The sequence below is a fragment of the Bacillus cereus group sp. BfR-BA-01310 genome (genome assembly GCF_022664325.1).
Taxonomy (GTDB): Bacteria; Bacillota; Bacilli; order Bacillales; family Bacillaceae_G; genus Bacillus_A; species Bacillus_A paramycoides.
The window spans coordinates 386,224-411,612 of record NZ_JAKUHD010000003.1 but is presented as its reverse complement, the minus strand read 5'-3'; the positions used below and the strand labels follow the sequence as shown (position 1 = coordinate 411,612).

The following is a 25,389-nucleotide window of genomic DNA, read 5'->3' as shown; positions in this document are numbered from 1 at the left end:
GTAAGTGATTGTAATATGGTCACTTACTTTAGTCAAGTAACTTTTAATAAAAACCAAAATCTCGAATTAAAAATACTAACTAAAATACAATTGAACACCAAATACATCTTTATTACTTGTATAATAAACTTAGAGAGGAAAATTCATATATAGAAAGGATTTATTCATGAGCACTATAGAAAAGATTCAAACTTTTATTATTCTTTTTGCTGTTACATGTGGCATCGCACTCGGACAATTTAATATCATACATACGTATTCAGACAAATTCATTGTCCCCTCCTTATTTTTCATGCTATATGGATTATTCCTCAGCATCCCATTAAAAGAAATAAAAAATGGATTTCGCAATTTAAAATTTGCTGGAACAAGCCTTACCATTAACTTTTTATGGACACCTTTCCTTGCTTGGGGATTAGGTGCATTATTTCTTTCAGACCACCCAGCACTTTGGGTTGGATTTATAATGTTGATGGTTACTCCATGTACAGATTGGTACTTAATATTTACTGAAATAGCGAAAGGAAATGTAGCACTTTCTACAGCAATTTTACCCGTAAATTTAATTTTACAAGTATTACTGCTTCCAATTTATTTATTTTTATTTGCTGGTGTAATGAAGACTGTGGCGGTTGCAGTTTTAGTAGAAAGTATTGTTATTGTAATCGTCTTACCATTTTTACTTGCACACGCTACAAAATTCATTATGAATAAAATGAAAAAAGCTGACGCACTCGAGAATAAAATCATTCCATTTTTCAGCTCTGCTCAAATTGTATTTTTAAGTTTAGCAATTGTAGCGATGTTTGCATCACAAGGTAAATATTTACTACAAAATATGAATGTCGTTTTATTATTACTGATTCCTGTTCTATTGTTCTTCATCATTAATTTTTTACTAGGACAATTTATCGGGCGCATCATGCATTTATCTTATAAAGATACAGTAAGTCTAAGCTTAACAACGTTAGCAAGAAACTCGCCTGTTGCACTTGCTATTGCTGTGACCGCTTTTCCAGATGAGCCTCTTATCGCACTTGCACTTGTTATTGGACCGTTGATTGAGTTGCCCGTACTTGCTTGTATTTCACAAGTGTTGTTGCTTATTAAGAAAAACCAGCAATACACATAATAAAAAACGTCCCAAAATGGGACGTTTTTTATTATGGAAAGATTACATACAACACTTATTTCTTATTTATCAATACAAATGAAATAACCGAAACTACAAACGTAATAATACCAATTATAATAAATCAATCGGCTCTAAAAATTTTATACGTTATAGAAGATTGACTTTTCGTTACATTAACAGATCCTTTCTAATTAAAAATTATAGGAAAAGTAAATGTAACGAAAGCTGCCCAAAGTCCGTAGATTGGCAAATACTTAGTCACGGCATCTTGGATAGTTAAAGGCCCGGATTTGTTTTGTAGAAAACGCATATAGGAGAGCATAATCCAAATAAGGTTTGCCCAGATAAGTATGTTTACTCCTAAAACAGCAAGTCTATTAGGCGTAATCCCATAAGAAGAAAGTCTGAACACGATGGCTGACAAAGCCACACTGTCAATGATAAGCGCAAGAACAATTAAAGCAAAATTTATATAATCTGAAATGTTCTTTTTCTTGTCTGAATCGCTCTCGATAATGGAAAATATGGTAACGGCCAATACACCAAGGAGTATTCCGTTGAAGACTATCAGGAAATTGCGGTCCAAGAATGGATTTTTCCCGACCCATATAACCGTTATAAGATAGATCAACAATGTGATCAGGACAAGAGGACTAAAAATTTTAGCTATATATGGTGTAATATTCTTAGCAAGTTTAAGATTCATTGATACCAGATATGTAGCCACAATAGCAAGAGCGGCAGCACCAAATAAAACAACATTACTAAAATAGAAGTCTTCTATATTCAAGTCAACAAACCTAAATAACTGCATTGTTAATGCTGCTAGTACCATTCCGCTAACTGCCATGCTGGCGTAGAGAATACAATATTCCAAATTAAATTTAATATAAGCTAACCTTGTACTGCCTTTTGAATATTCATTTCCTGTAAATGCAAGACCTACCAATACCCATAAAAATATGGGAAGGTGTAAATAAGCAAGGATAATACTATCTTTATAATTTAATGGCAACATATTAAGATAAAACCCGGAAATTAGGAACAGCGCTGCAAGGGAATAAATAACACTTTTTTTCGGAATATTATTGTAAACAAAATAGGCAGCAATAAAGGGCATTATACCAAAAGCCAGGTTAATTGGAGCAATTGCTTCCTGTTCGACAAAGTGGAAAATGATTCTGGTACTTATCCCGGCCAGAATAGCTAAAACACCCATGAATAAGAAACCTTTTTGAAGCAAGGAAGTTTTTTCTGTATTTGCTGTCTCCTTGAAATGCAATCTTTCATACCAAACACCAAGAACCTGAGAATCAGGGTTTTGTTCCCATGCGTGTGAGAATGACTTTTTAAAAGCTTTCGGGTCTTTTCTATACATTCTCTCCAACTCATGAGGCTTATCAATATTTTCAATAATCAAATTGTTAATGTCCATAGTTATACCTCTCCTAATAATTGTTATATTAAGTTTCCTCCACAATATTTAACTGTCTTCTTCACTTTTGTATTCTAAAATATCTTCAGGCTGACATTTTAAAGCCTTACAAATTGCCTCTAAAGTGGCTAATCGAATCGCTTTTGCCTTTCCATTTTTCAATATAGAAAGGTTCGCCATTGTTATTCACCTCAGACCGTTAAATCATTTTCTGATTTGATATTAATTGCATCTTGTAAAAGTTTTTGAAGAACAGCCGCAAAGACTGCGATAACCATCGAAGCAAAAGGAACAACCAATCCGACAAAGATAACTCCTGATGCGTCTTCTACTTCTGCAAAGATATAGAAGAGCGGCCAAACTAGCACATGCAAAATACTGATTATGATGGCACAGTATTTGATTTTCTTTAAAGCTTTTACAGATAAATCAGAGAAAGCTTTATTTTTGTCAATATAGCATAAGAGTTTGAAAGCCTGATACAAAGCAAAATAAAAAGGTATAGCCGATGCATCAAATGCAATGAAAACGAGATATTGTATAAAAGCAAACTGTGGAAGCAATTTTACTGCAAGATTCGCCATCTCTGGCACCAAAAAGATGCACAGAGCAAGAACTGGGACCCCTAAAAGAATAACAACTATTTTTAAAAATAACGTTGTTACTTTTCCCATAAAAAGCACCTCACTTATTTATTCTGTTTTTGATTCTAATATATTTTTTATCGTTTTACAATAAATTTTTATCAATTTAAATAATATTTTTATTGCAGATTTTGTTTCAAGAAAAAAATATAAAGCATTCCTCATTCAAAGAAATGCTCTATAACTTTTTATAAACATCGGTGTAAGTTACTTTCAGTTGTTCTCTTAATTGCTTGTTTTCATTTTCTAATTTTTTATTTTTCCTTTATATAAAAGAAATGATAAAGATAATATAAACATCCTATTTAATACCATCTTTTCAAACAATTATTTTAAATATTTTTTAGTATTAGTACACAAAAGTCTGTAATTATAAAAGAAAAAAGCATGACATAAAATTGTCATGCTTTTTTCTTTTATATCAATATTTTTTCAACCCTAACCTGTTACTGAACCTTTTACTCGGAAAAGAGCTTTTTTGTTTAGTAATACACTTTTTTATTTGTTGAAACCCCTTAATTCTCAAACACAAAATTAATCTTATTATCTTTCCACTCTAACTTCGCATCAAACGTTTTCTCGCCTTTTTTAAAGCCTTTAATTAAATCGGTCTTCTCACCTTTTAAGAGCTTTGTCATGTTTTTTTGCGAAATTGTTTTACTTAATATCTTCTTCGAGATGGTAAAGTCACATTGTGTTGTATTGTAGTTTGAACAACCGTAAAATGTGGACTTGTCAATAACATCGCCATCACATTTTTTACAGTTCCCAACCTTTTTACCTGTTGTAAATTTCGATCCTTTTCGTTCAATCGATTCAACATGTAATCCAGTGAAGTCCCACTTCTCCGACATTTCTACCGCGTCTTCAATAATTTTAGCTGATAATTTTTTCGTCTGTTCCATGAAAGTAGCTGGTGAAGCTGTACCTTCTCCAATTTCCGCAAGGCGCTGCTCCCATTTCGCAGTCATTTCTGGTGAAGCTAGTATTTTATCACCGATTGCTGTAATTAATACTTTCCCTTTATCGGTTGCATACACTTGGTTTTTCTGTACATCTATATATTTACGATCCTTCAGCATCGTAATAATACCTGCACGAGTTGCCTCTGTACCTAGACCTTCTGTTTTCTTCAATACTTTCTCAAGTTCTTCATTATCTAAATACTTACCGGCCGTTTTCATTAACGTAATAAGTTGTCCTTCTGTATAACGTTTCGGTGGCTGTGTTTTTCCTTCTTTCACTTTCACCTTTACAACTTTCCCTTGTTCACCTTCAGCTACAATTGGAAGAATCGTTTCGTCATCTTTATCGTCTTGGAAAATAACTTTACGCCAACCTTCTTGAATTTGCTGTTTTCCTTTCGAAATGAACTCCGCACGTTCGTCTACAAGCGTTGTAATCGTTGTGTAGTCAAAGATTGCTACTTCATAATGCGCCGCAATAAGTCTTCTTACGATCATATCGTAAATTTTCTTTTCATCACCTGATAGTTTGCTTGGATTTGTCACTTGCTCTGTCGGTATAATTGCGTAGTGATCTGTAACTTTCTTTTCATTCACATAGCGCTTGTTGTTCATAATTGATTCAATTGGTGCCGGCAATAAACCTTTATATTCATCAAACTGACTTAACTTCTGTAAAATATCAGGGAACGTCGCTGCCTCTCCTTGTGTAACATAGTTAGAATCCGAACGCGGATAAGAGACTATCCCTTTTTGATATAGTGCTTGCGTTATATCTAGCGTCTTTTTCGGTGAAAATTTAAAGGCTTTATTCGCTGTCGCTTGCAGTGCTGATAAATTAAATAAAAACGGCGGCTGAAACTCTTTACGCTCCGTTTTCATTTCTTTTACTACAGCCGGTTTATTTTGACAAAACGCTGCAATTTTATTTGCCAAATCAGGATCATTTAAGCGGGACTCATTATCTTTCTCCCATTTCCCCTCATACTTCTTTCCTTCTATATTAAAGGTTGCGAACACTTCCCAAAATGGCTCTGACTTAAAGTTCTCTATTTCTTTTTCACGCTTTACGATTAACGCCAATGTTGGTGTTTGTACACGACCAGCGGAAAACACATCATTCATTCCCTTTTTCTTTAGCAAAATACTAAAGACACGCGATGCATTCATACCAACGACCCAGTCGGCGCAAGATCTTGTATATGCTTCGTAATACGTATTAATCGTATCTGATTCATCAAGTAAGTTTTTAAACCCTTGATAAATAGCTTGCTTCGTTAAAGATGAAATCCAAAGACGTTTCATCGGCTTTTGCACGTTGCAAAGATTAATAATGTTTCGTACGATTAGTTCCCCTTCACGCCCAGCATCGCCTGCGTGTATAATTTCTGTTACCTGAGGATTATGTAACAGCTGTTTCACTACATTAAATTGCTTATACTTTGACTTTGTTACTTCAAATTGAAAACGCTCTGGAATCATCGGTAATGTATCGAGCGACCATTTTTTCCACTCAGCATGATAATGTTCTGGATTACATAACTGCGTCAAATGACCAATTGCCCATGTACAGTACGCTCCATTTGGAAATAACTCATTTGCTTCTACTTCTAAATATCCATCTTTCCGGCGATATTTAAATTGTGAAACAAGAGCCAAACCTTGATCTGGTTTCTCGGCAATAATTAATTTCATCTTCTAACTCCCTATCTGTATTCCAGTGTTACTTTCATTGTGTATATGTTTAGAGACGATGATAAAATAACAATCTTATTTATCATTCGCGGTTTGCCTCACAAATGTGAGACCTATAATATTATACGCTTATTCTTTATGGCTTCACAATAGAAACTCATTATATAACAATTTCTTTCACATGCTTACAAGCAAAAAAGACGCCAAAAAAAATCAAGCGTCCTTTCTTTCCTTTATTACTACTTGCTTACATTCATTAAATTGTGCAGATAATTTGCAGATATATATAAGCATAAGTACTCTCCATTTGAACATATGATGAAGTGAATGATAGGACAGGGAGGTATCATGATGTTTGCTTATACATTAACTACCTTAACACTTTGTTGTATCTCGATTATTATTACATCGTATATTTCTAAACGTAAGGGTACCCTAATGGAGTATATGGTATTTATCATGTCTTTTAGTATGAGTATCGGTTTAAGTATAGGTTTTTATTTAGGTATTCTCTTTAAAGGTGAACTACTATATTCTACTTTGCTTGCTATTTTGATTAGTGGTTTTATCTGTCTTTTAGTCGGTCTACGTTTTCACCTGTATACTGCCTTAGAAGGAATGTTCTCTGGATTAATGGCAAGTATGATGGGAGCAATGATTACAGAAATGTTAAGCACTCAACAAGCTCATAGTATACTTCTTATTAGCCTCTTACTTACCATAACTATTACCATGTCATGTATGATTCAATTGTTATCAGAGAACTTTTCTACTTATATCCACCGACGGTTTCTATTATTACTTTCCATTAGCGTAGTAATTGTTCTTACTGTATTCGTGACATTCCCAGATCATACTCCCCCATCTTCCTCAGGGCACGATCAAAACATGCATTAACACTTGCAATCAAAATTAATAAAGCAGCTATCCAATAAGATAACTGCTTTATATCATAATAAATTACATGAATTTTATATTATTCTGGCTTATTTGGAATATTAGGGTTTGGAACATAATCAGATTTGTAATCTTTATATTTTACTTCTGTTACCATTCCTGCTGAAGCATGGTGTAAATCATGACAGTGGAACATCCATTCACCTGGATTGTCTGCTACAAAGGCTACTTCATATTCTTCTCCTGGTTTTAAGTTCAAAGTATCTTTAACAATTGGAGAACCTTCTATCGGTTTTCCATCTTTACTTAATACTTGGAAGAAATGACCGTGTAAATGCATCGGATGATCGTCTGCTTTAGAGCGATTTACTAATTTTACTTTTACTAAGTCATCCTTTTTCACTGGAATTGGGTCAATATCTGGGAATACCTTTCCGTTAATTGTATATACCATTTCATTTCCATTCATTTGCGTATTCAAGTCCATATTATATGTGGTAGTATACTGCTGGTCTAACGTGAAACTTCCTATTTTTTTAGATCCATATTTCGTCATGTCTAATTTTAATAATTTTTCTTTTTCGTTTGCTTTGTCCTTCATCTCTTTGTTGCCATCATATTCAATAACAGCTTTCATTCCTTTTGCACCTTTATTTTCTGAATGGTCTTCAACATACCATTTCCCAGGATTGTTAGCAGTAAATTCAACATCATAACGTTCCCCTGGTGCGATTGAAATTACTTTATCCTTTATAGCTTTTGGATCATTTATTGGCTGGCCATCTGTCGCAATTACTTTTATATCATGACCGTGAACGTGTATATCATGTGATAGATAGCCAGCATTAACAAGGCGGAGACGAACTTTATCTCCTTTACTCACTTTTAATGGCTCCACTAAATCCCCGCTTTTACCGTTGATTGTGAATAAATCATACATACTCATATCATGACCTTCCATCTTCATATTTCCATGGTCCATTCCTGCCATATTACCAGCGTCTTTTTTATCACTGCCCATGTCCATACCGGAATGATCCATGCCTTTCATATCATCATTCTTTTTCGTATTTTCATTATCCTTACTAGATCTATTACCATCTGCTTTTTCTGTTTGCCCTTTAGTCATTTCTTTTAACTGCTTATTAATTTCTTCTTTATCTGTGACCCATTCATCTAACATTAATGTGTAATCTTTATCATACTTTTCATTTGTATCTTCTACAACAAGATCTCCATACAAGCCTCTATCTAATTGATTTACAGAATCTTGATGCGAATGATACCAATACGTTCCTGGTACGTTCGCTTCAAATTCGTAGGTGAAACTTTTTCCTGATTCAACCGCATCTTGTGTCACGCCTGGAATTCCATCCATGTTATTCGGAACAGGATACCCATGCCAATGAATAGATACCGGTGCAGATAATTCATTTTTTAATGTCACTTTAACTTTTTCACCTTTTTTCACCCGAATTTCTGGACCTGGGGATGAGCCATTAAATGTCCAGACTGGAACAATAACACCATTACTTAGCTTTTGTTTTTCTTCTTTCGCTACTAAAGTAACTTCTGGCCCTTTTACAACTTCCAATGATTTTGTAGCCGTTTCAGTCTGTGTTGTTTTTTTATCGTTCATATTTTTATGATCATTTGTTGTATTTGTGGTCGCAGAACATGCAGTAATTAAAGATATTACAGAGACTATAACTGCTGTTAATACAAATCTCTTCATGGTAAATCCCTCCTTTTTCTATTTCAAAATCATTATAGAAAATGATTTTCAAGAAAATATGGAGATGTAAAATGAACAAAATAAAAAGGCACCCAAAATTGAGCGCCTCTTCTAATTATTATTTCGTAACAACTTCATCTTCTTTTACATTCACATTATTTTCTCTCATAAACTCTTCAATCTCTTCAACTTCTCTAATGATATCTTTTGACAAGTTTTCATACCCATCCTTTGTTACAAGAATATCATCTTCAATACGAATTCCAATTGATTCTTCTTCAATATATAGACCTGGTTCAATCGTAATGACCATACCTTCTTCTAATACTCTATCTTTATATGTTCCTACATCATGCGTATCTAAACCAAGGAAGTGGCTGACACCATGATAATAATATTTAGTTAATTCCTCGTCTACTTGAATTAAACCAATTGCTTTACATTCTTCTGCTAGCACTTTTTTTGTATGTTCATTTAATGCAGCGAATTTTAAACCTGGCTTAATAAGTTCCGTTGTTTCTTTTAATGCTTTTAACACTATATTATATATTTGTTTTTGGCGACTAGAGAATGTTCCACTAGCTGGGAATGTGTAACTAATATCAGCATTATAGTAGTCTTTTTGAGCACCTAAATCGAGCAGTACTAAATCACTTTGCCCCACTTTTGCATCATTATCTTCATAATGCAACACAGTAGCATTTTTACCGCTCGCCAAAATTGTATTAAACGCATGATGTTTAATACCAGATGATTTCAGCGTAAAATCAAAATGAGCTTCTAATTCATATTCCATCATATCTGCTTTTGCATGCTTCAGTACGTTATAAATGCCCTCTTTAGTAACAGCAATAGCTTCTTTTATGATTTCAATTTCTTCTTCTGTTTTAAACACTCGTAATTCACAAATGTTCGGATAAACATTTCCGATTGTAATGTGAGGATATTGTTCTCTTACATGTTTAGCAAACGCTAACGTTTTCGTCTCTGTACCTTTCCACTCACGAAGCTCCAAATCTAAATTCACATATTTCACATTTTCGGTGAAAAGTGTATTTGACATTATTTTTTCAAAGCTCTCTATATATACAACTTTCTTTATACCTGATAATTTCTCTGCTTCTTCTTTAGAAACTGTTTTTCCAACCCACTTCTCAAGCACTGGATCTGATTTTTCAATGAAAAGAGTTTCTTCTACACTATCCCCAAACTTTTTTAACATGAAAATAACATTTGGCTCATCGATTCCTGTTAAATAGTAAAAATTACGATTCGGCACAAATTTATAGTGTGCATCCGCTGACATATGAGGTGCTTGTCCGGCAAATAAAATAGTAATTGATTCATCTGGTAATGTTTTCTTTAATCGTTCTCTATTTTGAGCAAAAAATGTTGACTTCATAATAATCCCCCTAGCGTTCTATGTATGCTTTTAAAACTAATTGTCCTCTGTTATTCATTTTATTATTGTTATAATTTTTCGTCAATTTTTAACCCATTTGTAGATGGTGTTGACATACCAAACTATACGAGTTAAAATAACTATAAATTAGTAAGTAACTAATTTAATTTAAAATAAGGGGTGAACAAAATGAAAAACATTTTATTCCGTATTAACGAATTAGCAAAAAAAGAAAAAACTTTAGGATTAAATAGTGCAGAAAAAAAAGAGCAACAAACGCTAAGAAAAAGCTATACGAAAGAATTTCGCGGAAGTTTAGATTCCATTTTATTAAATACAAAAATTGTAGATCCTAGCGGCGAGAACGTTACTCCTATTGCTTTACAGCATGCCCAAGACCGTTTGACATTTAGCGAATGAGCTCCGCGTTAAAGAATACATTCAATAAAACATAAAAAGAGCTGGAATTCCTATATAGAAATTCCAGCTCTTTTTATTGTCTTTTCTAATTTAGTATACGAGCGATACATAGCAATTCTCCACGATACAATCATCGCAAAGGCAAGTAAGAAAAACATCCCGCTTAATTGCGCCAAATCAATCGATTGACTTAAATATGATTTTAATGCTACCCGTACAGCTAATAAACCAACTAAAATAAATATGAACGCTTTTGACGGTTTCATATATATATCTTCGCCTCTTATTTCAAACTTAGTTGTTTTAATAAGAAATATAGAGAAAATAAGTCCTACGCTAATTGCCTCTACTATTTCTAACGATGTTAACCGAAACTCTGGTAAGAAGTACATCGATGCGCCAGTACTCATAAAGATTGGCGGTAATATAATTTTCTTTTTCGTTACCGGTTTTTTCGCTGACTTAAATCGAAGAAACATTACTCCAACGGCCATACAAACTGCTACGATACTTGATAAAAGTGCTAAACTCATATTCTCCACTCCTATCTATTTAAACGACTTTTTTAGCAAAATCATAAACCAAACAAGCCCGACACTAATAATGACATGAGCTAATCCAGCCATATGGCTTAAACCGTTAAAGTCCGTTCCGTTTACTTGTAGAAGACCTCTAAATACCATTGTAGCGATAGTAAAAATTAATCCTGCATTATAAACAACAAACCATGCGCGGAAGCTTTTTGTTTCTTGTACATGAAACACTTTAAATAAAGCTAAAGCAACCAAAAAGAATATGAATCCTAATACTAATACGTGTGTATGCACTAGCTGTAACATAGTGGATCCTTTAATTCCTTGTGCTTTTGTATACTCTCTTGCAAATACACCTGATAATAAACCAATAATTAAGTACATGAATGCTGCATTATATAATTTCTTCATTATATTCCTCCTGCTGTAGAACGACAATTCATATCGTCACTTTCCATATTCGCTGCAATCATTTTACTCAAAGTTTATGAACGGAATATGAACAGAATATTACATTGTTCTTTTTATACAAAAAAGACCTTCCACAACTGTTGATTGTGGAAGGCCCTTTTTATCTTATTTTAAATCTTCAATTGAGAAAGCACCCGGCAACAACTGTTCGACCGTCACTTCCTTTTCATCGCCTTTTACATTCGTTAGTAAAACAGGCATTTTCGGATCACAAAATTCAGCAATAACTTGTCTACATGCACCACATGGTGAAATTGGTCCGTCAGTTTCGCCTGTAATGACTAAATAACTAAAGTCGCGCTCACCTTCTGATACTGCTTTAAAGATTGCCGTTCTTTCTGCACAGTTACATAATCCGTAAGAAGCATTTTCTATATTACAACCAGTATAGATTTTACCTTCTTTCGTAACTAACGCTGCACCAACAGGAAATTTTGAATACGGAATATACGCTTTTGATAACATCTTATTTGCTTCTTCAATATATTTTTTCTTATCCATATTATTTCCTCCTCAAAGTAAATGTAATTATGATTAATCAGTAATAACTGTATGAACTAATTTAGGAGCCACTGCTGTTTCAGAGATAGAAATATTTTCATAAATTTTTGCTTTTACATCTTCTACATTTTCACGATTTGCGTAAATCGTTACGAATGGCTCGCCTTCTTTTACTGCATCGCCAACTTTTTTACGTAACATTAAACCTACAGCTAAATCGATTTCATCTTCTTTCGTTGCACGGCCTGCACCAAGTAACATAGCTGCGATACCGATTTCATCTGCAACAATGTTTGAAATAACACCTGAAGTTTTAGCAGGTACATCAATTACATACTTCGCCTGTGGCATTTTTTCTGGATTATCTACAATCGAGCTGTCTCCACCTTGATTGCTTAAGAACTCTTTAAATTTCTCAGTTGCTTTTCCGTTTTTCATAACTTCCAGTAACATTTCACGGGCTTCTTCTAATGTATTAGCTTTTTTCGCAAGTACAACCATTTGACTACCTAATACAAGTACTAATTCTGTTAAATCTTCTGGACCTTCACCTTTTAAAGTATCAATTGCTTCCTTCACTTCTAGAGCGTTACCAATCGCAAAACCAAGAGGTTGTGACATATCTGAAATAACTGCCATCGTTTGACGTCCAACATTATTTCCGATACGTACCATTGCATGTGCTAATTCTTTTGCATCCTCTTCTGTTTTCATAAATGCACCAGCACCTGTTTTTACATCAAGTACGATCGCATCAGCACCAGCTGCAATTTTTTTACTCATAATCGAACTTGCAATTAAAGGAATTGAGTTTACTGTTCCTGTTACATCACGTAGCGCATAGATTTTTTTATCAGCAGGTGTTAAATTTCCTGTTTGTCCGATAACTGCCACTTTGTCACGGTTTACAATATCAATGAATTGCTCTTTCGTAATTTCAACGTGGAATCCTTCCACTGCTTCTAATTTATCAATTGTTCCGCCCGTATGACCTAAACCACGCCCAGACATTTTTGCTACCGGTACATCTAAAGCAGCAACTAATGGTCCTAATACTAATGTTGTTGTATCACCAACACCGCCAGTTGAATGCTTATCTACTTTAATGCCTTCAATTGCTGATAAGTCGATAGTTTCTCCAGACTCAACCATTGCCATTGTTAAGTCTGCGCGTTCACGATCCGTCATATCCTGGAAGAAGATTGCCATTGCAAGTGCACTCACTTGATAATCAGGAATACTTCCGTCTGTATAACCATTAATAAAGAAATTAATTTCTTCAGTCGTTAATTCTTTTCCATCACGTTTTTTCGCAATAATATCTACCATTCTCATTACAATCACCATTCCTTTTCATATTATATGAATCTATTAAAATAGTAAGCCAACAACCGTTGCTGATAAGAAACTTACTAATGTTGCACCGAAAAGTAATTTCAAGCCGAATCTTGCTACTACATTCCCCTGTTTTTCATTTAAGCTTTTCACTGCTCCTGCAATAATTCCAATTGAAGAGAAGTTTGCAAATGAAACTAAGAATACAGATATAATCGCTGTTGTTCTAGCTGAGAAATTAAAGTTTCCTTGTGCTAAATCTGTCATCGCAACAAATTCATTTGATACTAATTTTGTTGCCATAATATTGCCGGCATTAACTGCTTCATGCCACGGAACACCCATAATAAATGCAAATGGTGCAAATACATAGCCAAGAATTTCTTGGAATGAGATACCGATTACACCTTTAAATAATGCATTAATAAAGGCAATCAGAGCAACGAAACCAACTAACATAGCTGCTACTGTAATCGCAACTTTAAATCCATCTATAATATATTCCCCTAATACTTCAAAAAAGGTCTTTTTCTCTTCTTCTTGTACTTCTAACATATCTTCTTCTTCAGTAACCTCATATGGGTTAATAATAGAAGCAATTATAAAACCACCAAATAAGTTAAGTACTAAAGCGGTTACTACATATTGCGGCTTCAATAAAACCATGTACGATCCAACGATAGACATTGAAACTGTAGACATTGCGGATGCACATAAAGTGTACATTCTTTTTTCTGGCAATAATCCTAGTTGTTTTTTTACTGAAATAAACACTTCAGATTGTCCTAAAATTGCAGAAGCTACCGCGTTATATGACTCAAGTTTCCCCATACCGTTTACTTTACTTAAAGCTAGACCAATATATTTCACGATAAAAGGCAGTACTTTAATATGTTGTAAGATACCTATTAACGCTGATATAAATACAATTGGCATTAATACCCCTAAAAAGAATGAAAACTCTTTTTGATTTACTAATCCACCAAATACGAAATTGACACCATCAGCGGCATACTTTAATAATTCTCCAAAACCATCAGCGATTCCGCTAATTAATATATTCCCAATACTCGTATTTAATAATAAAAATCCCAAAATGAATTGTAATATAACCATCGTTATGATTGGGCGAAATTTGACTTTCTTTTTATCATTACTAGCAAGCCAAGCGATACCTAAAATCAATACGAGGCCTAAAACACCGATTAAGTATTTCATAAGCCGTCTCCTCCCATTCGTATCCGCTTACATTTTTTTCAATTGTTAAAGCAATAGATACACTTTACTTTAAACGTGTATCTATTGCTCTTTACTTCATTATTAATTAGTAGTTATCTGTAGCACCTTTTGCATCATTTAATACGATTGCAACACTAGCACTAGCTCCAACGCGAGAAGCTCCAGCAGCTACCATTTTGTCTGCATCTTCACGTGTACGAACGCCACCAGATGCTTTTACACCAACGTTTGGTCCTACTGTTTTACGCATTAATGCGATATCTTCTGCAGTTGCTCCGCCAGTTGAGAATCCAGTTGAAGTTTTTACGAAATCAGCACCAGCTTTCACTGATAATTCACAAGCACGTACTTTCTCTTCATCTGTTAATAGACAAGTTTCAATGATTACTTTTACAAGAGCTTTTCCTTTTGCTGCTTGTACTACTTCATAAATATCTTTTTCAACAAGTTCATTGTCGCCATCTTTTAAAGCACCAACGTTGATTACCATATCAACTTCAGTTGCACCTTTTGCGATAGCATCTTTTGTTTCAAATGCTTTTGTTTCAGTAGTGCTTGCTCCTAATGGGAAACCGATTACAGTACAAACATCTACATCATGTCCAGCTAATTCATCAGCAGCTAGCTTTACCCATGTAGGATTAATACAAACAGAAGCGAATTTATATTCCTTTGCTTCTTCGATTACTTTCATAACATCTTCTTTTGTAGAATTAGCTTTTAAAATTGTATGGTCAATTAACTTTGCAATGTTCATTATCTTCACTCCTCATATCTTTTAACAACTTCATTCTAACTCTTAGTTGAACAAATGTAAATACACTTTTGAAATTTTGTTCATTCTTTTCCACGAAGGAATTTATTGAGATAAATTGAAAATAGTGTAAACTCGTAATTGAAAGGATGTGATCCCCTTGTTAAAATCAAAATTCTTTATATTCACATTGCTAGTATGCACCTTACTATCCATATTTATTTTTCAAAAAAGGGATGTTATTTTCCAAGAAGGTAACCCCATTCCATTTGCTTTAGCTATGTCTAAAATGGTTATTCACGATAAAGAGATGGTAGAAGTAAGTTCGATAGATGAGCAATCACCATACTTAGTAAAACGAGGAAAAATGGAACCTTTTATCGAAAAGATGGAACAAGATGGATGGAGTTTTGTAGATAGAGATATTATGGCTAACTCACTAATTTTTGAAAAAGGAGATCAATCAAAGAGCGTTCCTTACAAATACTTTACAAGGTACTACACATTGATTTATTCATACTAAAAATAAAAGGCTTTCTCAAAAGTATCCTTTTGAGAAAGCCTTTTATTTCTAACCTTTTTGATAATGTAACAATTCTTTCGCCGTATGCTGATCTATAATTAGCACATTTGCATACCCACCACTTAACGCTCCATCAATTGCTTTTATTTTTCTATTACCACCTGCAACTAAAATAGAACGTTTCTTTAACTTTAATTCTTCTAACTCAATTCCAATTGTACGCTGATTAATTTCTTCGCTACTAATATTTCCGTCTCCATCAAAGAAACGTGAACAAATGTCACCGACCGCTTGTTTTTTCAGTAAGCTCGTTTCATCCTTATCTAAATATCCTAATCGGAATAATAACGCTTCATCACGCACTGTTCCGACAGTGAAAATTGCAATGTTTGCTTGTTTTCCCATTTCGATAATATGATGAATATGTCTATCTTGCTCTACTAATTCTTTTGTTACCGCATTATCAAATATAACTGGAAGTGGTAGATTTCTTGGCGTCGTTTGAAAAGCATCTGCAAATAAAGCAATTGTCTCATTCGCATATGTATTTACACTCGAGTGACTAATGCCACCTTTTAATTGAACAACCTCTACCCCTTTTACATGTTGCGGTACGATTTTTCTAGCGATTTCATACATCGTCATTCCCCAGCTAACACCAACGATATCACCGTTTTCAACTGTCTTTTCCATATACTCAGCAGCATATTTACTAATGTACTCCGTAATCGTTGCATATTCTGGTACAGGAGAAAATACAACATGAGCCTCTAACAAATTATACTTTTCTTTAAGTAAATTCCCTACGTTATCTAAATCAGCAAATGGATCAGCTATACTAATTTGAACAAACCCTTTTTCTTTTGCATACTTTAATAATCTAGAAATCGTAGGTCTTGAAATATTTAATTTATTAGCAATTTCTTGCTGACTATAATCTGATTGATAATATAATCTTGCAACTTCAACGCTTAATTGTTGTTTATCTTTATCCATAGTAACTCAATACATATCCTTTCCTGTATTTCCTTTTCGTTACAAGCATTATACAGCTTTATGCAAAAAAATTCGACTACCGAATTTTATCTAACTGAACTTCTACTTCACTTAATATATACAATGAAACCTTATTGTGGATATTTACAAACTCAATATAGATACGCGTGAAACATGTAAATCGATTAATATTTAATTCACGCTTTTTCTGCAGTAACGATAACAAATCCGTTCAAAATGTACGGTAGAATCAAGTTATTTAACATAGAAAAGTTGTATATGAGGCCTAGGATATCAAAGACTGTTTTTTCTCATACCTATGGAATTTCCGTCCGTTTTTCTATAAGAGATCGAACTGATGAAGCAATAATTTTATTATATAAAATACAAAAGCTCTACTGAACAAAGAATATAGATTATGTATCCATGGAGATGCAATCCCAATCTTCATTTTTATAATTGATTAGCCAAAACAAGCCCCTTCTTCTTTCAATAACAATACTTTCCTGCATACCTGCAGTTGCTTCTCTCGCATTAATTCTATCATGCACACAAGCCCAATGAAGCCGATAAACGAGGTCGGCCTCGTCCAAAATCTCTTCTGCACTTCGCAATTTTGTTTTTTGATAAAATTCATTAAAAGAACTACAATCAGAAACAAGTTTAATTGCATAATGACAGTCACAGATTTCTTTTGGAAATTTCAGTGTATTCACGAGACCTATTGACCAAAGTAATACCCATTGGGCTTCATACTGCCATGCAATCTGTACCGCTCCTTTCTCGTCAGGTTGCTCTGAATTTAGGAAATTTCTTTCCTGCTTCGTTAATGATTCAACCACATCAAATTTGTTCAGCAGCCCCATGACAAACTCTTTGGAAGTTTCCAAATCTCCTTCTTGGGCAACATCACAAGCATATTGTATGACAATCAACAAAGCTACTGCTCTCTTCGTAATCTCTTCTCGATTTCTTAACTGAATACTTGTCAAAGGAGGCAATTGAGGCAATCCTTCGATATATGGAATACCTTTATCTTGTAGGTAGCTTATCGATTTCTGTTTTCTTTTCTCCCCATCGGTAGAAGTACTATTCTGTCCCATTATTTTGTTCGTACATGCTTGAGGAGTAAATTCCGAAGGACCAGAGGATCCATCCGGAAATACGATTACTTTTCCATCCTTCCCGATGAGAGTTCGATCAGGGATAAAACCAATACCGTTTACCTGATTAAGTAATTTAAGAAACAGCTCCACGTATTCATCACTATAATCCTTCTTCGTCTCTATAGCAATTATGGTATTAATTACAGAAATTTGTGCCAAAACCATCCTCTTAAGATGTTCTTCTTGAAATTCAATTTGATCGTACATGTGCATCATTCCAGGAATATTATTGGAAAAATAATCAGGAGATGATTCTTCAGAATCCACCCGAATAATAATTTTATTTTTGCCAAATAGTCTTTTCGATTGAATGGTATATTCATTTTTATTGCGTTCAACCTTGAACCCATTTTGGAAAACTTGAGTAATGAAACCTTCTACATCACTTGTATCATTCCTTGATGCAAATATCGTAAAAAATCTCAATTTTCCCCCTCCTCTAATTCCTATTTTCTTCTTAGCTATTAAATTTAGAAAAACAAAAGAACATAAACTATTTAATATATTAAACAGCCTTTTATTATGACTTGTTCTTCAACTAAAATCCGTTTGATTGTCTTAGTTGTTAATATAAATAATTATACTATCCAGTTAAGAGTACCGATATATGCCTATCAATTTAACGATTTTAACACCCAAAAACGAAAAAATGTTTTTTTATTACAACTTAGCTCAAATTTTCGTTCTGGGAGTAGTTGTATTTTCTTAGTTTAATAGCGATGTGGTGGTACCCCTATGTTGTCCAAAATAAAATATGTATATTGTTTTATCAAAAACAATTATTTACGACGCCTTTTCTTTGCTTTTTTCGGCTGATTTGTATACCTATATTTTTTTATATGAGTACTTTTCTTCTTATAATTAGGTAACTTTAATATAAGAACAGTAATTGCACAAAAAACGATAAATATAAGGTTTGCAATCATCCAAAGATAAATATCATAGTCATATAGATTACTAAAATACTTTTTGTTGCGAGTAATATTGCTTACATTACTGTCAATTGCTTCGAGAGTATGAGGAATAACCCAAAAGGAACCACTTAATATAACACTTATTCCAAGAATGAAACTGAGTATATGTTTTATCAAGTTCTATTCTCCTTTAATTATATTTATTGTATACATTCATATAGTATATATGGTTCTATTGTAAAGATTGTACTTATTTGAAAGAGTTATATAAATTTCTATTAGGATCTATTTTTATAAATGGGGCTTACGACATCACTATCATACCAAGAAAAGCAAATACCCTGTGATAAGAAGATCGGTACCTTCAGCAAAAAATGTACATTATTTTGTTCTGGGGTGTTATAAAATTACAATTTCAGCTTTCACAAAAACAGGATAAAAAATAAACAGCGGAACTAGTCCACTGTTTACTTCGCCACACCTTCATGTAATTTTTCTGTATAATTCTTTACATCTGTCCAGCTATCTTTCGCCGTATTTAAATCTTCTTTTATAAAGGTAAATTCTTCAGGACTGATTCCCTTTACGTTTTGTAGTAAATTATTATATTTTGCACCTACCGTATACCATTGATTTGATATATTTTGCAATGCTGTAATTGCTGCGTCAATTGTTTCTGTCATATTTGTTGTTTTATTTTTCACATCTGTCAAAATTGCCACTTCTGCTTGTGCTCCAGAAATTCTATCCTTTAAATTGGCTATTTCTCGTTCTGCATTTGCAATATCTTTTTTCGCAATCCCAATCATCGGTCCGCCAGCAAGACATGTAATTAGCGCTACGCAAAGTACCCCACCAGCAATGACCATATCGTTACTCTTTTTAATCGAATCGTTATATGTATTAATTTGCTGTTCCAGAGCTGGAATACCAGCATTCGTACTTGCTAAAATCGCTGTTAATTGATTCGAGTCTGCTTTAAAGCTATTTGTATCCTTCGCCATTCTATCGCGATAAGCTTTTAAATTCCCTAATAATACGTCTACCTCATTTTGATTCTTTAAAATGTCCGCATACAATTTTTCTAAATCCGCTTTAAGCTTCACACTATCTTTTTGATCAATCGCTGCTAATAAACGATTATAGTATGTCTGAAACGTATTATTAAAATCAATAATATTTTGATCTGTCTTCATAATCTGAGGTTTCATTTCATTTAGCCAATATACTGCGTTAATTTTTGCATCTTTTTGATGCTGAATCATATTCCCTCTTAACTCACCATTAATTGAACTTATTTTACTCAAATCAGTCTCTTGTTGATTTTGAATTAGTTTTGCATATGAATCCATTGCAAATATGCTTGATGTCGTTTGCGCCATTACATCTTGGAATCCTGCTGGACCAAGAGAATAATTTTTCGCATTTTCTTGTAGTGTCTTTACGTTTTGTTCTGCTGCAAAAGGATGTAAAGGAAACGCATTACTCGTTGCCACCCCAGCAATCATTAGCGTTAAAAGACATTTTTTATAAAATCTTTTCTGCATACTTTTCACCTATTCTCTTTATAAGGATATAAAAAGCTCCTGCTCACAACTGAACAGGAGCTTCAAATCATTCATCAATACTTAACGCTCTAACGATCCGTATTCGATTATGCTTTTTTCGTATCTACTACTTTAATATCTTCAGCATAAATCTTTTCTGCATAGTCTTTAATGTTTTTCCAGCTATCTTTCGCAATGTTTAAATCCTCTTTAATGAAAACAAGGTCGTTTGGACTAATTGAATCTACATTTTGAAGTAAAGAATTGTATTTTGATCCCATTGTATACCATTGGTTTGAAATATTTTGCAATGCTGTAATTGCAGTATCGATAGTGTTTGTTAAATATTCTGTTTGTGTTTTAATGTTTGTTAAACCTGCTACTTCTAATTGAGCAGTTGTAATTTGTCCTGTTATTTTTTGAATTTCCGATTGTGCATTATCAAGTTCTTTTTTAGCTAGTACAATTCCAGCTGTTCCACCACCTACAGCTGCTGTTCCGCCTGCAATTAATGCGATTCCTAGCGGAGTTCCTGCTCCAGTAGCAATAACAACCGCGCCACCGATAATTGCAATTGGTCCTAATGCTGTCGCAACAGATGAACCGATAATAATTGCATTATATTTGCTAATTGCTTCATTGTACGTTGTGATTTGATTTTGCAGAAGCGGAATTCCAGCATCTTGACTAGCTAAGATAGATGTAATTTGATTTGCATCGCTTTTGAAGTTTTGAGTATCCCCAGTCATTTTATTTCGGAATTTCTTCAAATCTTCTACTAACTGATCTACTTGCGCTTTATTTTCATTAATACTACTTGATAATCTAGTTAGACCTTTCGTAAGTGTTGCTTTATCCTTCTCATCTACAGCCTTAACTAAAGTATCGTAATAATTTTGGAACTTCGTATTGTAATTAATAATATTTTGATTCGTTGAAATAAGCTGTGGCTTTAATACATCTAACCATTGTTTTGCATTTCCTCTAGCCGTATCTTGATGCTGAATCACTTTACCTTTTAAAGCAGCATCAACCGACGTTACATTTCCAAAGTTAACATTACCTTGTTTAATAATTGTTAAAGCGTACAGATCCATTACTAAAGCGTTTGAACCTGTTCTTTCCATTGCATCTTTCAGGCCTTCTGGTCCTAATGAGTATTCTTCATAGTCATTATAAGCTTTTGCTACCGCATGAACTGGAGCTTGTTTTACTGCAGTTTCTGCTGCATAAGTATGTGCTGGCATAATGTTCCCTGCTGCAAATACTGCCATAAGTGCTGATAGAGCCATTACTTTATAAGGTTTTTTTGTCATTTTTCTTCTCTCCCTATATCGCTAATTATTTTTCTTTTTAATGTACTTCAACGTTTGTAACGTAATCTTCAAATTGATTTGTTTGCTTATTCATTTCATCACTTACTTTTTTGAGTTGATTGAAATGTTTTTGAAGTAAACTACTGTCTGTATACGTGCCTTCTTCAATGTTTGTTTGAATTTGGATCATATTATTATTTAAAACTTTCCAATCCGTTAATAACGTTTCTAAAGTTGAGATTTGGCGATCAATTAGTTCTGTAAAGCTACTTACTTGATCTTCAACGAATGTAATTTGAGTCGCCTCTGATTCAGTTTGTGATAACTTTTGAATAAGTGGTAGTAGCTCTTTTTGCTTTTGTTGAATACGAAGAGCTGCTTCCCTCGTTTGACTATCTGCAGCATTTACAATTTCATTACTTAAAGTACCGATAGAAACAAAATCAATTGTTTTCGTTTGTGCAGTTTGATTAGTGATTGTAAATACTTGTTTTCCGATATTAATAGAACCTTTAATAATTTCTTGTGGTCTGTTCAAAATGTTTGTTAGTTCAGCTTGAATTTCCCCTTGAATTCTTTTTATGTCTTCTCTTAATTTCACAATATCTCCACTTGATCCCTGCAGTGTTTTTATTGCTTCATCAGCTTTAATTGATAAGTTGTTACTATCTTTGTCTAATACCGATTTAAATCGATTTAATTCTAATAGGTCTTGCTCCATACTCTCCTGGATCGTTTGTACTTGCACTTGTAATTTCCCATATGCGCTTGTAAAATCTGCTTTGGCCTGTTCATCTTCATTTACTTTTCCTGCTAGTTCATAGAGCTTACTATAATAGCTATTAAATCTAGTGCTATATCTCATCATCTCTTGATTTAAGTCAATTAACTTCGGATTATATTCATCAATCCACTCTCGTACATTCGCCTTAGCAAACTTTTGGTGATTCGTCAAACTACTCATAGCATTTACCTTAATGTCTGGTTGTTGCAAAATAACTAATCCGTATGCTTGTATGAGCGGTGACTGTGATCCTAACATTCTAATTGAATTTGATAATGTATTTGGAGCAATTACATTTTGCGCATATACTGTTTTCACTTCTGTTTGCCCCTCCTTAGCGTAAGCGCTTACAGGAACGAAGCAACTCGTAGATACTGCTGTAACCAATAACCCTGTAATTAAAGTCTTTTTCACTTTAACTCCTCCTATGTATTAGCAACTATTAATATCGCATTGTATTATTTTATTTTCTTACATATATTGAGATGGTTAAAAATAGAGAACGTTCTCATCGTGATTCATGTACTAACCACCTCTCTCAAATTTTATTGCTACAGTACTTACTTATTGTTATAAAACATTTCATAACTTTTCATATGCGCTTAGTATGAATAATATTGTATAAAATTTCTATTTTATCTCAATTCCCACATTCACACAGTGAATATATTACATAAAAATATTATTCATTTTAAACTAATTAACGTATGAAAATATGAAATTTCGTTTTGTTTCCATTTAAGTTTTGTACTGTAAGGTCATTTAAACACAGCTATTTATCTACCGTAAAGAAGTATTTTAATTCCCTTTATTTTCAAGCTCTCATGTCCTTATCCCAAAATAAAATTCAATTCACTTTCTCGATTAAAATATCCATATATCACAACAGAAAATACTACTTACTCATAACCAATAAAATTATATTAATATATCTTTTAACCCCGTATGCAATTATGCATAGCATATACACAAAAAGGATAGCTTCACTTTCGTGAAGCTATCCTTAAAAAATCTTCTTACTTTTTCAAATGATATGGAACTGTCGTAATAACAACATTTCTTTTATAGAGTAAATACGCACGAATTAATAAACTAGACTGATTATGAAGAATGTTATGCCAACCTTTTTTCGGAATGAACTGTGGTATAACGACCGTAACTCGGTAATTTGATTCACTCGCTTTATATTGCACTGTATCAATGAACTTAGTTAGCGGCTGAATAATACTTCTATAATGAGAATGTAATGTAACAAGCCTTACTTCAGGTTGCCACTTCTTCCATTTCTCTTCAAATTTCTTTTCCTCTTCTCTGTCAAAAGCAACATATACAGCGATAACTTGATCTGCAGAAAGAGCCTTAGCATAATTCAATGAATTTTCTACTACATGAGTCATGCCAGCTACAGGAACGACAATCACATTCCCCTCAATCGGAACAATTCGCTCACAAGTTTTTAAACTTAATTGATCGCCCACTGCATCATAATGCTTCTTAATTCGATGGAACAAGAAGATAATGAAAGGTAAGAAAATAAGGATTGACCAAACTTGTGAGAACTTAGTTAAAAAGAACATACTCATTACGATAAAACTAATAACTGCACCCGTTAAATTAATTGATAATCGTAAAATCCATCCTTCAGGCTTTTCACGAAGCCATTTTAGTACCATTCCAGTTTGAGAAAGTGTAAATGGAATAAATACCCCTACCGCATATAGCGGAATCAAGTGTTCTGTTTTCCCTTGGAAAGCTACAATTAAAATAATCGAAGCAATCCCAAGTATAATAATACCGTTTGAATATCCTAGACGGTCTCCTCTAATCGTAAACATTCTCGGTATGAACTTATCTTTCGCAAGATTAACCGCCAATAATGGAAAGGCAGAATATCCTGTATTAGCAGCAAGAATTAATATTAAAGCTGTTGTACCTTGTATGAAATAGTACATGAAATTACGTCCAAATGTTTGTTCAGCGATTTGTGAAACAACCGTTACTTGTTTACTTGGATTAATGCCATAATAATAAGCTAAAAAGACAATTCCCGAAAATAAAACGGCAAGTAAAGCACCCATCGCAAGCAATGTTTTTGCCGCATTGTTAGGAGAAGGGTCTTTAAAATTCGGGATTGCATTAGAGATTGCTTCAACACCTGTTAAAGCAGAACTTCCTGATGCAAACGCTCGTAACAGTAAAAATAAGCTAATTCCCGCAACTGGTGTTCCAATTGGCGAATGTAAAGTCGGTGAAACGTGACCAGTTAAAATATTGTATATCCCTACACCAATTAATATAAATAGTGCTAGAACAAATAAATAAACAGGATATGCTAAAATGGAAGCTGATTCCGTTACCCCTCTTAAATTCAAAATAGTAATTAATATAACAAATATAACCGCAATAATTACATTATGCGCATGTAAGCTAGGAAAAGCTGACGTAATCGCATCTGTACCTGCAGATACACTTACTGCAACAGTTAAAATATAATCGACTAATAAAGATCCTCCTGCTATTAAGCCTGGATTCATCCCTAAATTCTCTTTTGACACCACATATGCTCCCCCGCCATGTGGATAAGCAAAAATAATTTGTCGATAAGATAAAATAAGAGCTGTCAATAATACTAATACTCCAACAGCTATTGGAATTGAATACCAATAAGCTACTGCTCCAAGACCTGTTAATGCAATTAAAATTTGCTCTGGACCGTAAGCAACCGATGACAATGCGTCAGAAGATAAAATCGCTAACGCCTTCGTTTTATTAAGCTTTTGTTCTCCTAACTCGGTTGATTTTAACGGTCTTCCAATTAAAAATTTTTTTATAGATGAAACCACTGCTGTCCACTCTCCAATAATTTTGTACGAACCATTCTGCTAGTCACAACCAATAAACTATTTCTTCAGAAAGCAAAAATGTCTACAAGCCATAACGAATAGACTTGTAGACATTAATTTTTTTGTCGCACAAGCTCCA

At 33.6% G+C, this 25,389-nt stretch carries 23 protein-coding genes and 1 pseudogene; 4 read left to right on the top strand and 20 right to left on the bottom strand.

What is annotated here, in order from left to right; genetic code table 11:
* Positions 1-166: 166 nt before the first annotated feature.
* Entirely contained in the window at positions 167-1,132 is a 966-nt protein-coding gene (locus MR109_RS10170) for an arsenic resistance protein (protein WP_242271973.1), read from the top strand.
* 190 nt (positions 1,133-1,322) lie between these two features.
* Here the strand turns inward: MR109_RS10170 and MR109_RS10165 are convergent, their stop codons facing one another.
* The 5 genes and pseudogenes from MR109_RS10165 to topB form a co-directional block, all read right to left on the bottom strand.
* The gene (locus tag MR109_RS10165) at positions 1,323-2,570 is read right to left on the bottom strand and encodes a DUF4153 domain-containing protein (protein WP_242271972.1); all 1,248 of its coding nucleotides are present in this window, start codon (positions 2,568-2,570) and stop codon (positions 1,323-1,325) included.
* A gap of 48 nt (positions 2,571-2,618) precedes the next feature.
* Complete coding sequence (locus MR109_RS10160; protein ID WP_082147879.1) at positions 2,619-2,750, bottom strand: helix-turn-helix domain-containing protein; 132 nt, start codon at positions 2,748-2,750, stop codon at positions 2,619-2,621.
* A gap of 11 nt (positions 2,751-2,761) precedes the next feature.
* Positions 2,762-3,244: a DUF2975 domain-containing protein gene (locus tag MR109_RS10155; protein ID WP_242271971.1), complete on the bottom strand. Its 483-nt coding sequence runs from the start codon at positions 3,242-3,244 to the stop codon at positions 2,762-2,764.
* A gap of 148 nt (positions 3,245-3,392) precedes the next feature.
* A pseudogene (locus tag MR109_RS10150) lies at positions 3,393-3,479 on the bottom strand (DUF6262 family protein); the annotation flags it as partial.
* 250 nt (positions 3,480-3,729) lie between these two features.
* Entirely contained in the window at positions 3,730-5,874 is a 2,145-nt protein-coding gene (topB, locus tag MR109_RS10145) for a DNA topoisomerase III (RefSeq protein WP_242271970.1), read from the bottom strand.
* 351 nt (positions 5,875-6,225) lie between these two features.
* Here topB and MR109_RS10140 point away from each other — a divergent pair, with 351 nt between their 5' ends.
* Entirely contained in the window at positions 6,226-6,771 is a 546-nt protein-coding gene (locus MR109_RS10140) for a hypothetical protein (protein ID WP_242271969.1), read from the top strand.
* A gap of 79 nt (positions 6,772-6,850) precedes the next feature.
* On the opposite strand, the gene MR109_RS10135 is transcribed toward MR109_RS10140, so the two are convergent.
* On the bottom strand, positions 6,851-8,506 hold the full coding sequence (locus MR109_RS10135; protein ID WP_242271967.1) for a multicopper oxidase family protein: 1,656 nt from the start codon (positions 8,504-8,506) through the stop codon (positions 6,851-6,853).
* A gap of 118 nt (positions 8,507-8,624) precedes the next feature.
* On the bottom strand, positions 8,625-9,908 hold the full coding sequence (locus MR109_RS10130; RefSeq protein WP_242271965.1) for an aminopeptidase P family protein: 1,284 nt from the start codon (positions 9,906-9,908) through the stop codon (positions 8,625-8,627).
* 189 nt (positions 9,909-10,097) lie between these two features.
* Here MR109_RS10130 and MR109_RS10125 point away from each other — a divergent pair, with 189 nt between their 5' ends.
* Positions 10,098-10,328: a DUF896 domain-containing protein gene (locus MR109_RS10125; RefSeq protein ID WP_242271962.1), complete on the top strand. Its 231-nt coding sequence runs from the start codon at positions 10,098-10,100 to the stop codon at positions 10,326-10,328.
* Between the two features lie 50 nt (positions 10,329-10,378).
* Here the strand turns inward: MR109_RS10125 and MR109_RS10120 are convergent, their stop codons facing one another.
* The 6 genes from MR109_RS10120 to deoC form a co-directional block, all read right to left on the bottom strand.
* Positions 10,379-10,861: a CcdC family protein gene (locus MR109_RS10120; RefSeq protein WP_002171390.1), complete on the bottom strand. Its 483-nt coding sequence runs from the start codon at positions 10,859-10,861 to the stop codon at positions 10,379-10,381.
* A 15-nt stretch (positions 10,862-10,876) separates the two neighbouring features.
* Positions 10,877-11,272 carry a DUF2871 domain-containing protein gene (locus MR109_RS10115; protein ID WP_002171389.1) on the bottom strand — a complete coding sequence of 132 codons (396 nt, stop codon included), beginning with the start codon at positions 11,270-11,272 and terminating at the stop codon, positions 10,877-10,879.
* Positions 11,273-11,437: 165 nt separating this feature from the next.
* Positions 11,438-11,833, bottom strand: coding sequence for a cytidine deaminase (locus MR109_RS10110; RefSeq protein WP_000358532.1), 396 nt, complete (start codon positions 11,831-11,833; stop codon positions 11,438-11,440).
* Between the two features lie 33 nt (positions 11,834-11,866).
* Positions 11,867-13,168, bottom strand: coding sequence for a pyrimidine-nucleoside phosphorylase (locus tag MR109_RS10105; protein WP_002171388.1), 1,302 nt, complete (start codon positions 13,166-13,168; stop codon positions 11,867-11,869).
* A 36-nt stretch (positions 13,169-13,204) separates the two neighbouring features.
* Positions 13,205-14,386, bottom strand: coding sequence for a NupC/NupG family nucleoside CNT transporter (locus MR109_RS10100; RefSeq protein ID WP_242271960.1), 1,182 nt, complete (start codon positions 14,384-14,386; stop codon positions 13,205-13,207).
* A 106-nt stretch (positions 14,387-14,492) separates the two neighbouring features.
* Positions 14,493-15,164 carry a deoxyribose-phosphate aldolase gene (gene deoC / locus MR109_RS10095; RefSeq protein WP_001017433.1) on the bottom strand — a complete coding sequence of 224 codons (672 nt, stop codon included), beginning with the start codon at positions 15,162-15,164 and terminating at the stop codon, positions 14,493-14,495.
* 157 nt (positions 15,165-15,321) lie between these two features.
* On the opposite strand from deoC, the gene MR109_RS10090 reads away from it, so the two are divergent.
* Positions 15,322-15,684, top strand: a complete 363-nt coding sequence (locus tag MR109_RS10090) for a hypothetical protein (protein ID WP_071720664.1) — start codon at positions 15,322-15,324, stop codon at positions 15,682-15,684.
* 48 nt (positions 15,685-15,732) lie between these two features.
* On the opposite strand, the gene MR109_RS10085 is transcribed toward MR109_RS10090, so the two are convergent.
* From MR109_RS10085 to MR109_RS10055, 7 genes are all read right to left on the bottom strand, one after another.
* Positions 15,733-16,680 carry a sugar-binding transcriptional regulator gene (locus MR109_RS10085; protein WP_025151438.1) on the bottom strand — a complete coding sequence of 316 codons (948 nt, stop codon included), beginning with the start codon at positions 16,678-16,680 and terminating at the stop codon, positions 15,733-15,735.
* 416 nt (positions 16,681-17,096) lie between these two features.
* On the bottom strand, positions 17,097-18,272 hold the full coding sequence (locus MR109_RS10080) for a DUF4272 domain-containing protein (RefSeq protein ID WP_242271958.1): 1,176 nt from the start codon (positions 18,270-18,272) through the stop codon (positions 17,097-17,099).
* A 353-nt stretch (positions 18,273-18,625) separates the two neighbouring features.
* Positions 18,626-18,937: a hypothetical protein gene (locus tag MR109_RS10075; protein WP_098473133.1), complete on the bottom strand. Its 312-nt coding sequence runs from the start codon at positions 18,935-18,937 to the stop codon at positions 18,626-18,628.
* Between the two features lie 290 nt (positions 18,938-19,227).
* Positions 19,228-20,307, bottom strand: a complete 1,080-nt coding sequence (nheC, locus tag MR109_RS10070) for a non-hemolytic enterotoxin subunit C (RefSeq protein ID WP_242271955.1) — start codon at positions 20,305-20,307, stop codon at positions 19,228-19,230.
* A 107-nt stretch (positions 20,308-20,414) separates the two neighbouring features.
* Positions 20,415-21,623, bottom strand: a complete 1,209-nt coding sequence (nheB, locus tag MR109_RS10065; RefSeq protein ID WP_242271953.1) for a non-hemolytic enterotoxin NHE subunit B — start codon at positions 21,621-21,623, stop codon at positions 20,415-20,417.
* A gap of 37 nt (positions 21,624-21,660) precedes the next feature.
* Positions 21,661-22,821, bottom strand: coding sequence for a non-hemolytic enterotoxin NHE subunit A (nheA, locus tag MR109_RS10060; protein WP_242271951.1), 1,161 nt, complete (start codon positions 22,819-22,821; stop codon positions 21,661-21,663).
* 602 nt (positions 22,822-23,423) lie between these two features.
* Entirely contained in the window at positions 23,424-25,250 is a 1,827-nt protein-coding gene (locus MR109_RS10055; RefSeq protein ID WP_242271950.1) for an APC family permease, read from the bottom strand.
* Between the last annotated feature and the right edge of the window lie 139 nt (positions 25,251-25,389).

Excerpts from the sequence above, each read along its gene's own strand:
- deoC (WP_001017433.1), bottom strand. The coding sequence starts at position 15,164 with ATGAACATTGCAAAGTTAATTGACCATACAATTTTAAAAGCTAATTCT.
- MR109_RS10140 (WP_242271969.1), top strand. The coding sequence starts at position 6,226 with ATGTTTGCTTATACATTAACTACCTTAACACTTTGTTGTATCTCGATT.
- MR109_RS10105 (WP_002171388.1), bottom strand. The coding sequence starts at position 13,168 with ATGAGAATGGTAGATATTATTGCGAAAAAACGTGATGGAAAAGAATTA.
- MR109_RS10085 (WP_025151438.1), bottom strand. The coding sequence starts at position 16,680 with ATGGATAAAGATAAACAACAATTAAGCGTTGAAGTTGCAAGATTATAT.
- MR109_RS10120 (WP_002171390.1), bottom strand. The coding sequence starts at position 10,861 with ATGAGTTTAGCACTTTTATCAAGTATCGTAGCAGTTTGTATGGCCGTT.
- MR109_RS10155 (WP_242271971.1), bottom strand. The coding sequence starts at position 3,244 with ATGGGAAAAGTAACAACGTTATTTTTAAAAATAGTTGTTATTCTTTTA.
- MR109_RS10165 (WP_242271972.1), bottom strand. The coding sequence starts at position 2,570 with ATGGACATTAACAATTTGATTATTGAAAATATTGATAAGCCTCATGAG.
- nheB (WP_242271953.1), bottom strand. The coding sequence starts at position 21,623 with ATGACAAAAAAACCTTATAAAGTAATGGCTCTATCAGCACTTATGGCA.
- topB (WP_242271970.1), bottom strand. The coding sequence starts at position 5,874 with ATGAAATTAATTATTGCCGAGAAACCAGATCAAGGTTTGGCTCTTGTT.
- MR109_RS10110 (WP_000358532.1), bottom strand. The coding sequence starts at position 11,833 with ATGGATAAGAAAAAATATATTGAAGAAGCAAATAAGATGTTATCAAAA.
- MR109_RS10130 (WP_242271965.1), bottom strand. The coding sequence starts at position 9,908 with ATGAAGTCAACATTTTTTGCTCAAAATAGAGAACGATTAAAGAAAACA.
- MR109_RS10160 (WP_082147879.1), bottom strand. The coding sequence starts at position 2,750 with ATGGCGAACCTTTCTATATTGAAAAATGGAAAGGCAAAAGCGATTCGA.
- MR109_RS10135 (WP_242271967.1), bottom strand. The coding sequence starts at position 8,506 with ATGAAGAGATTTGTATTAACAGCAGTTATAGTCTCTGTAATATCTTTA.
- MR109_RS10125 (WP_242271962.1), top strand. The coding sequence starts at position 10,098 with ATGAAAAACATTTTATTCCGTATTAACGAATTAGCAAAAAAAGAAAAA.
- MR109_RS10100 (WP_242271960.1), bottom strand. The coding sequence starts at position 14,386 with ATGAAATACTTAATCGGTGTTTTAGGCCTCGTATTGATTTTAGGTATC.
- MR109_RS10115 (WP_002171389.1), bottom strand. The coding sequence starts at position 11,272 with ATGAAGAAATTATATAATGCAGCATTCATGTACTTAATTATTGGTTTA.
- nheC (WP_242271955.1), bottom strand. The coding sequence starts at position 20,307 with ATGCAGAAAAGATTTTATAAAAAATGTCTTTTAACGCTAATGATTGCT.
- MR109_RS10170 (WP_242271973.1), top strand. The coding sequence starts at position 167 with ATGAGCACTATAGAAAAGATTCAAACTTTTATTATTCTTTTTGCTGTT.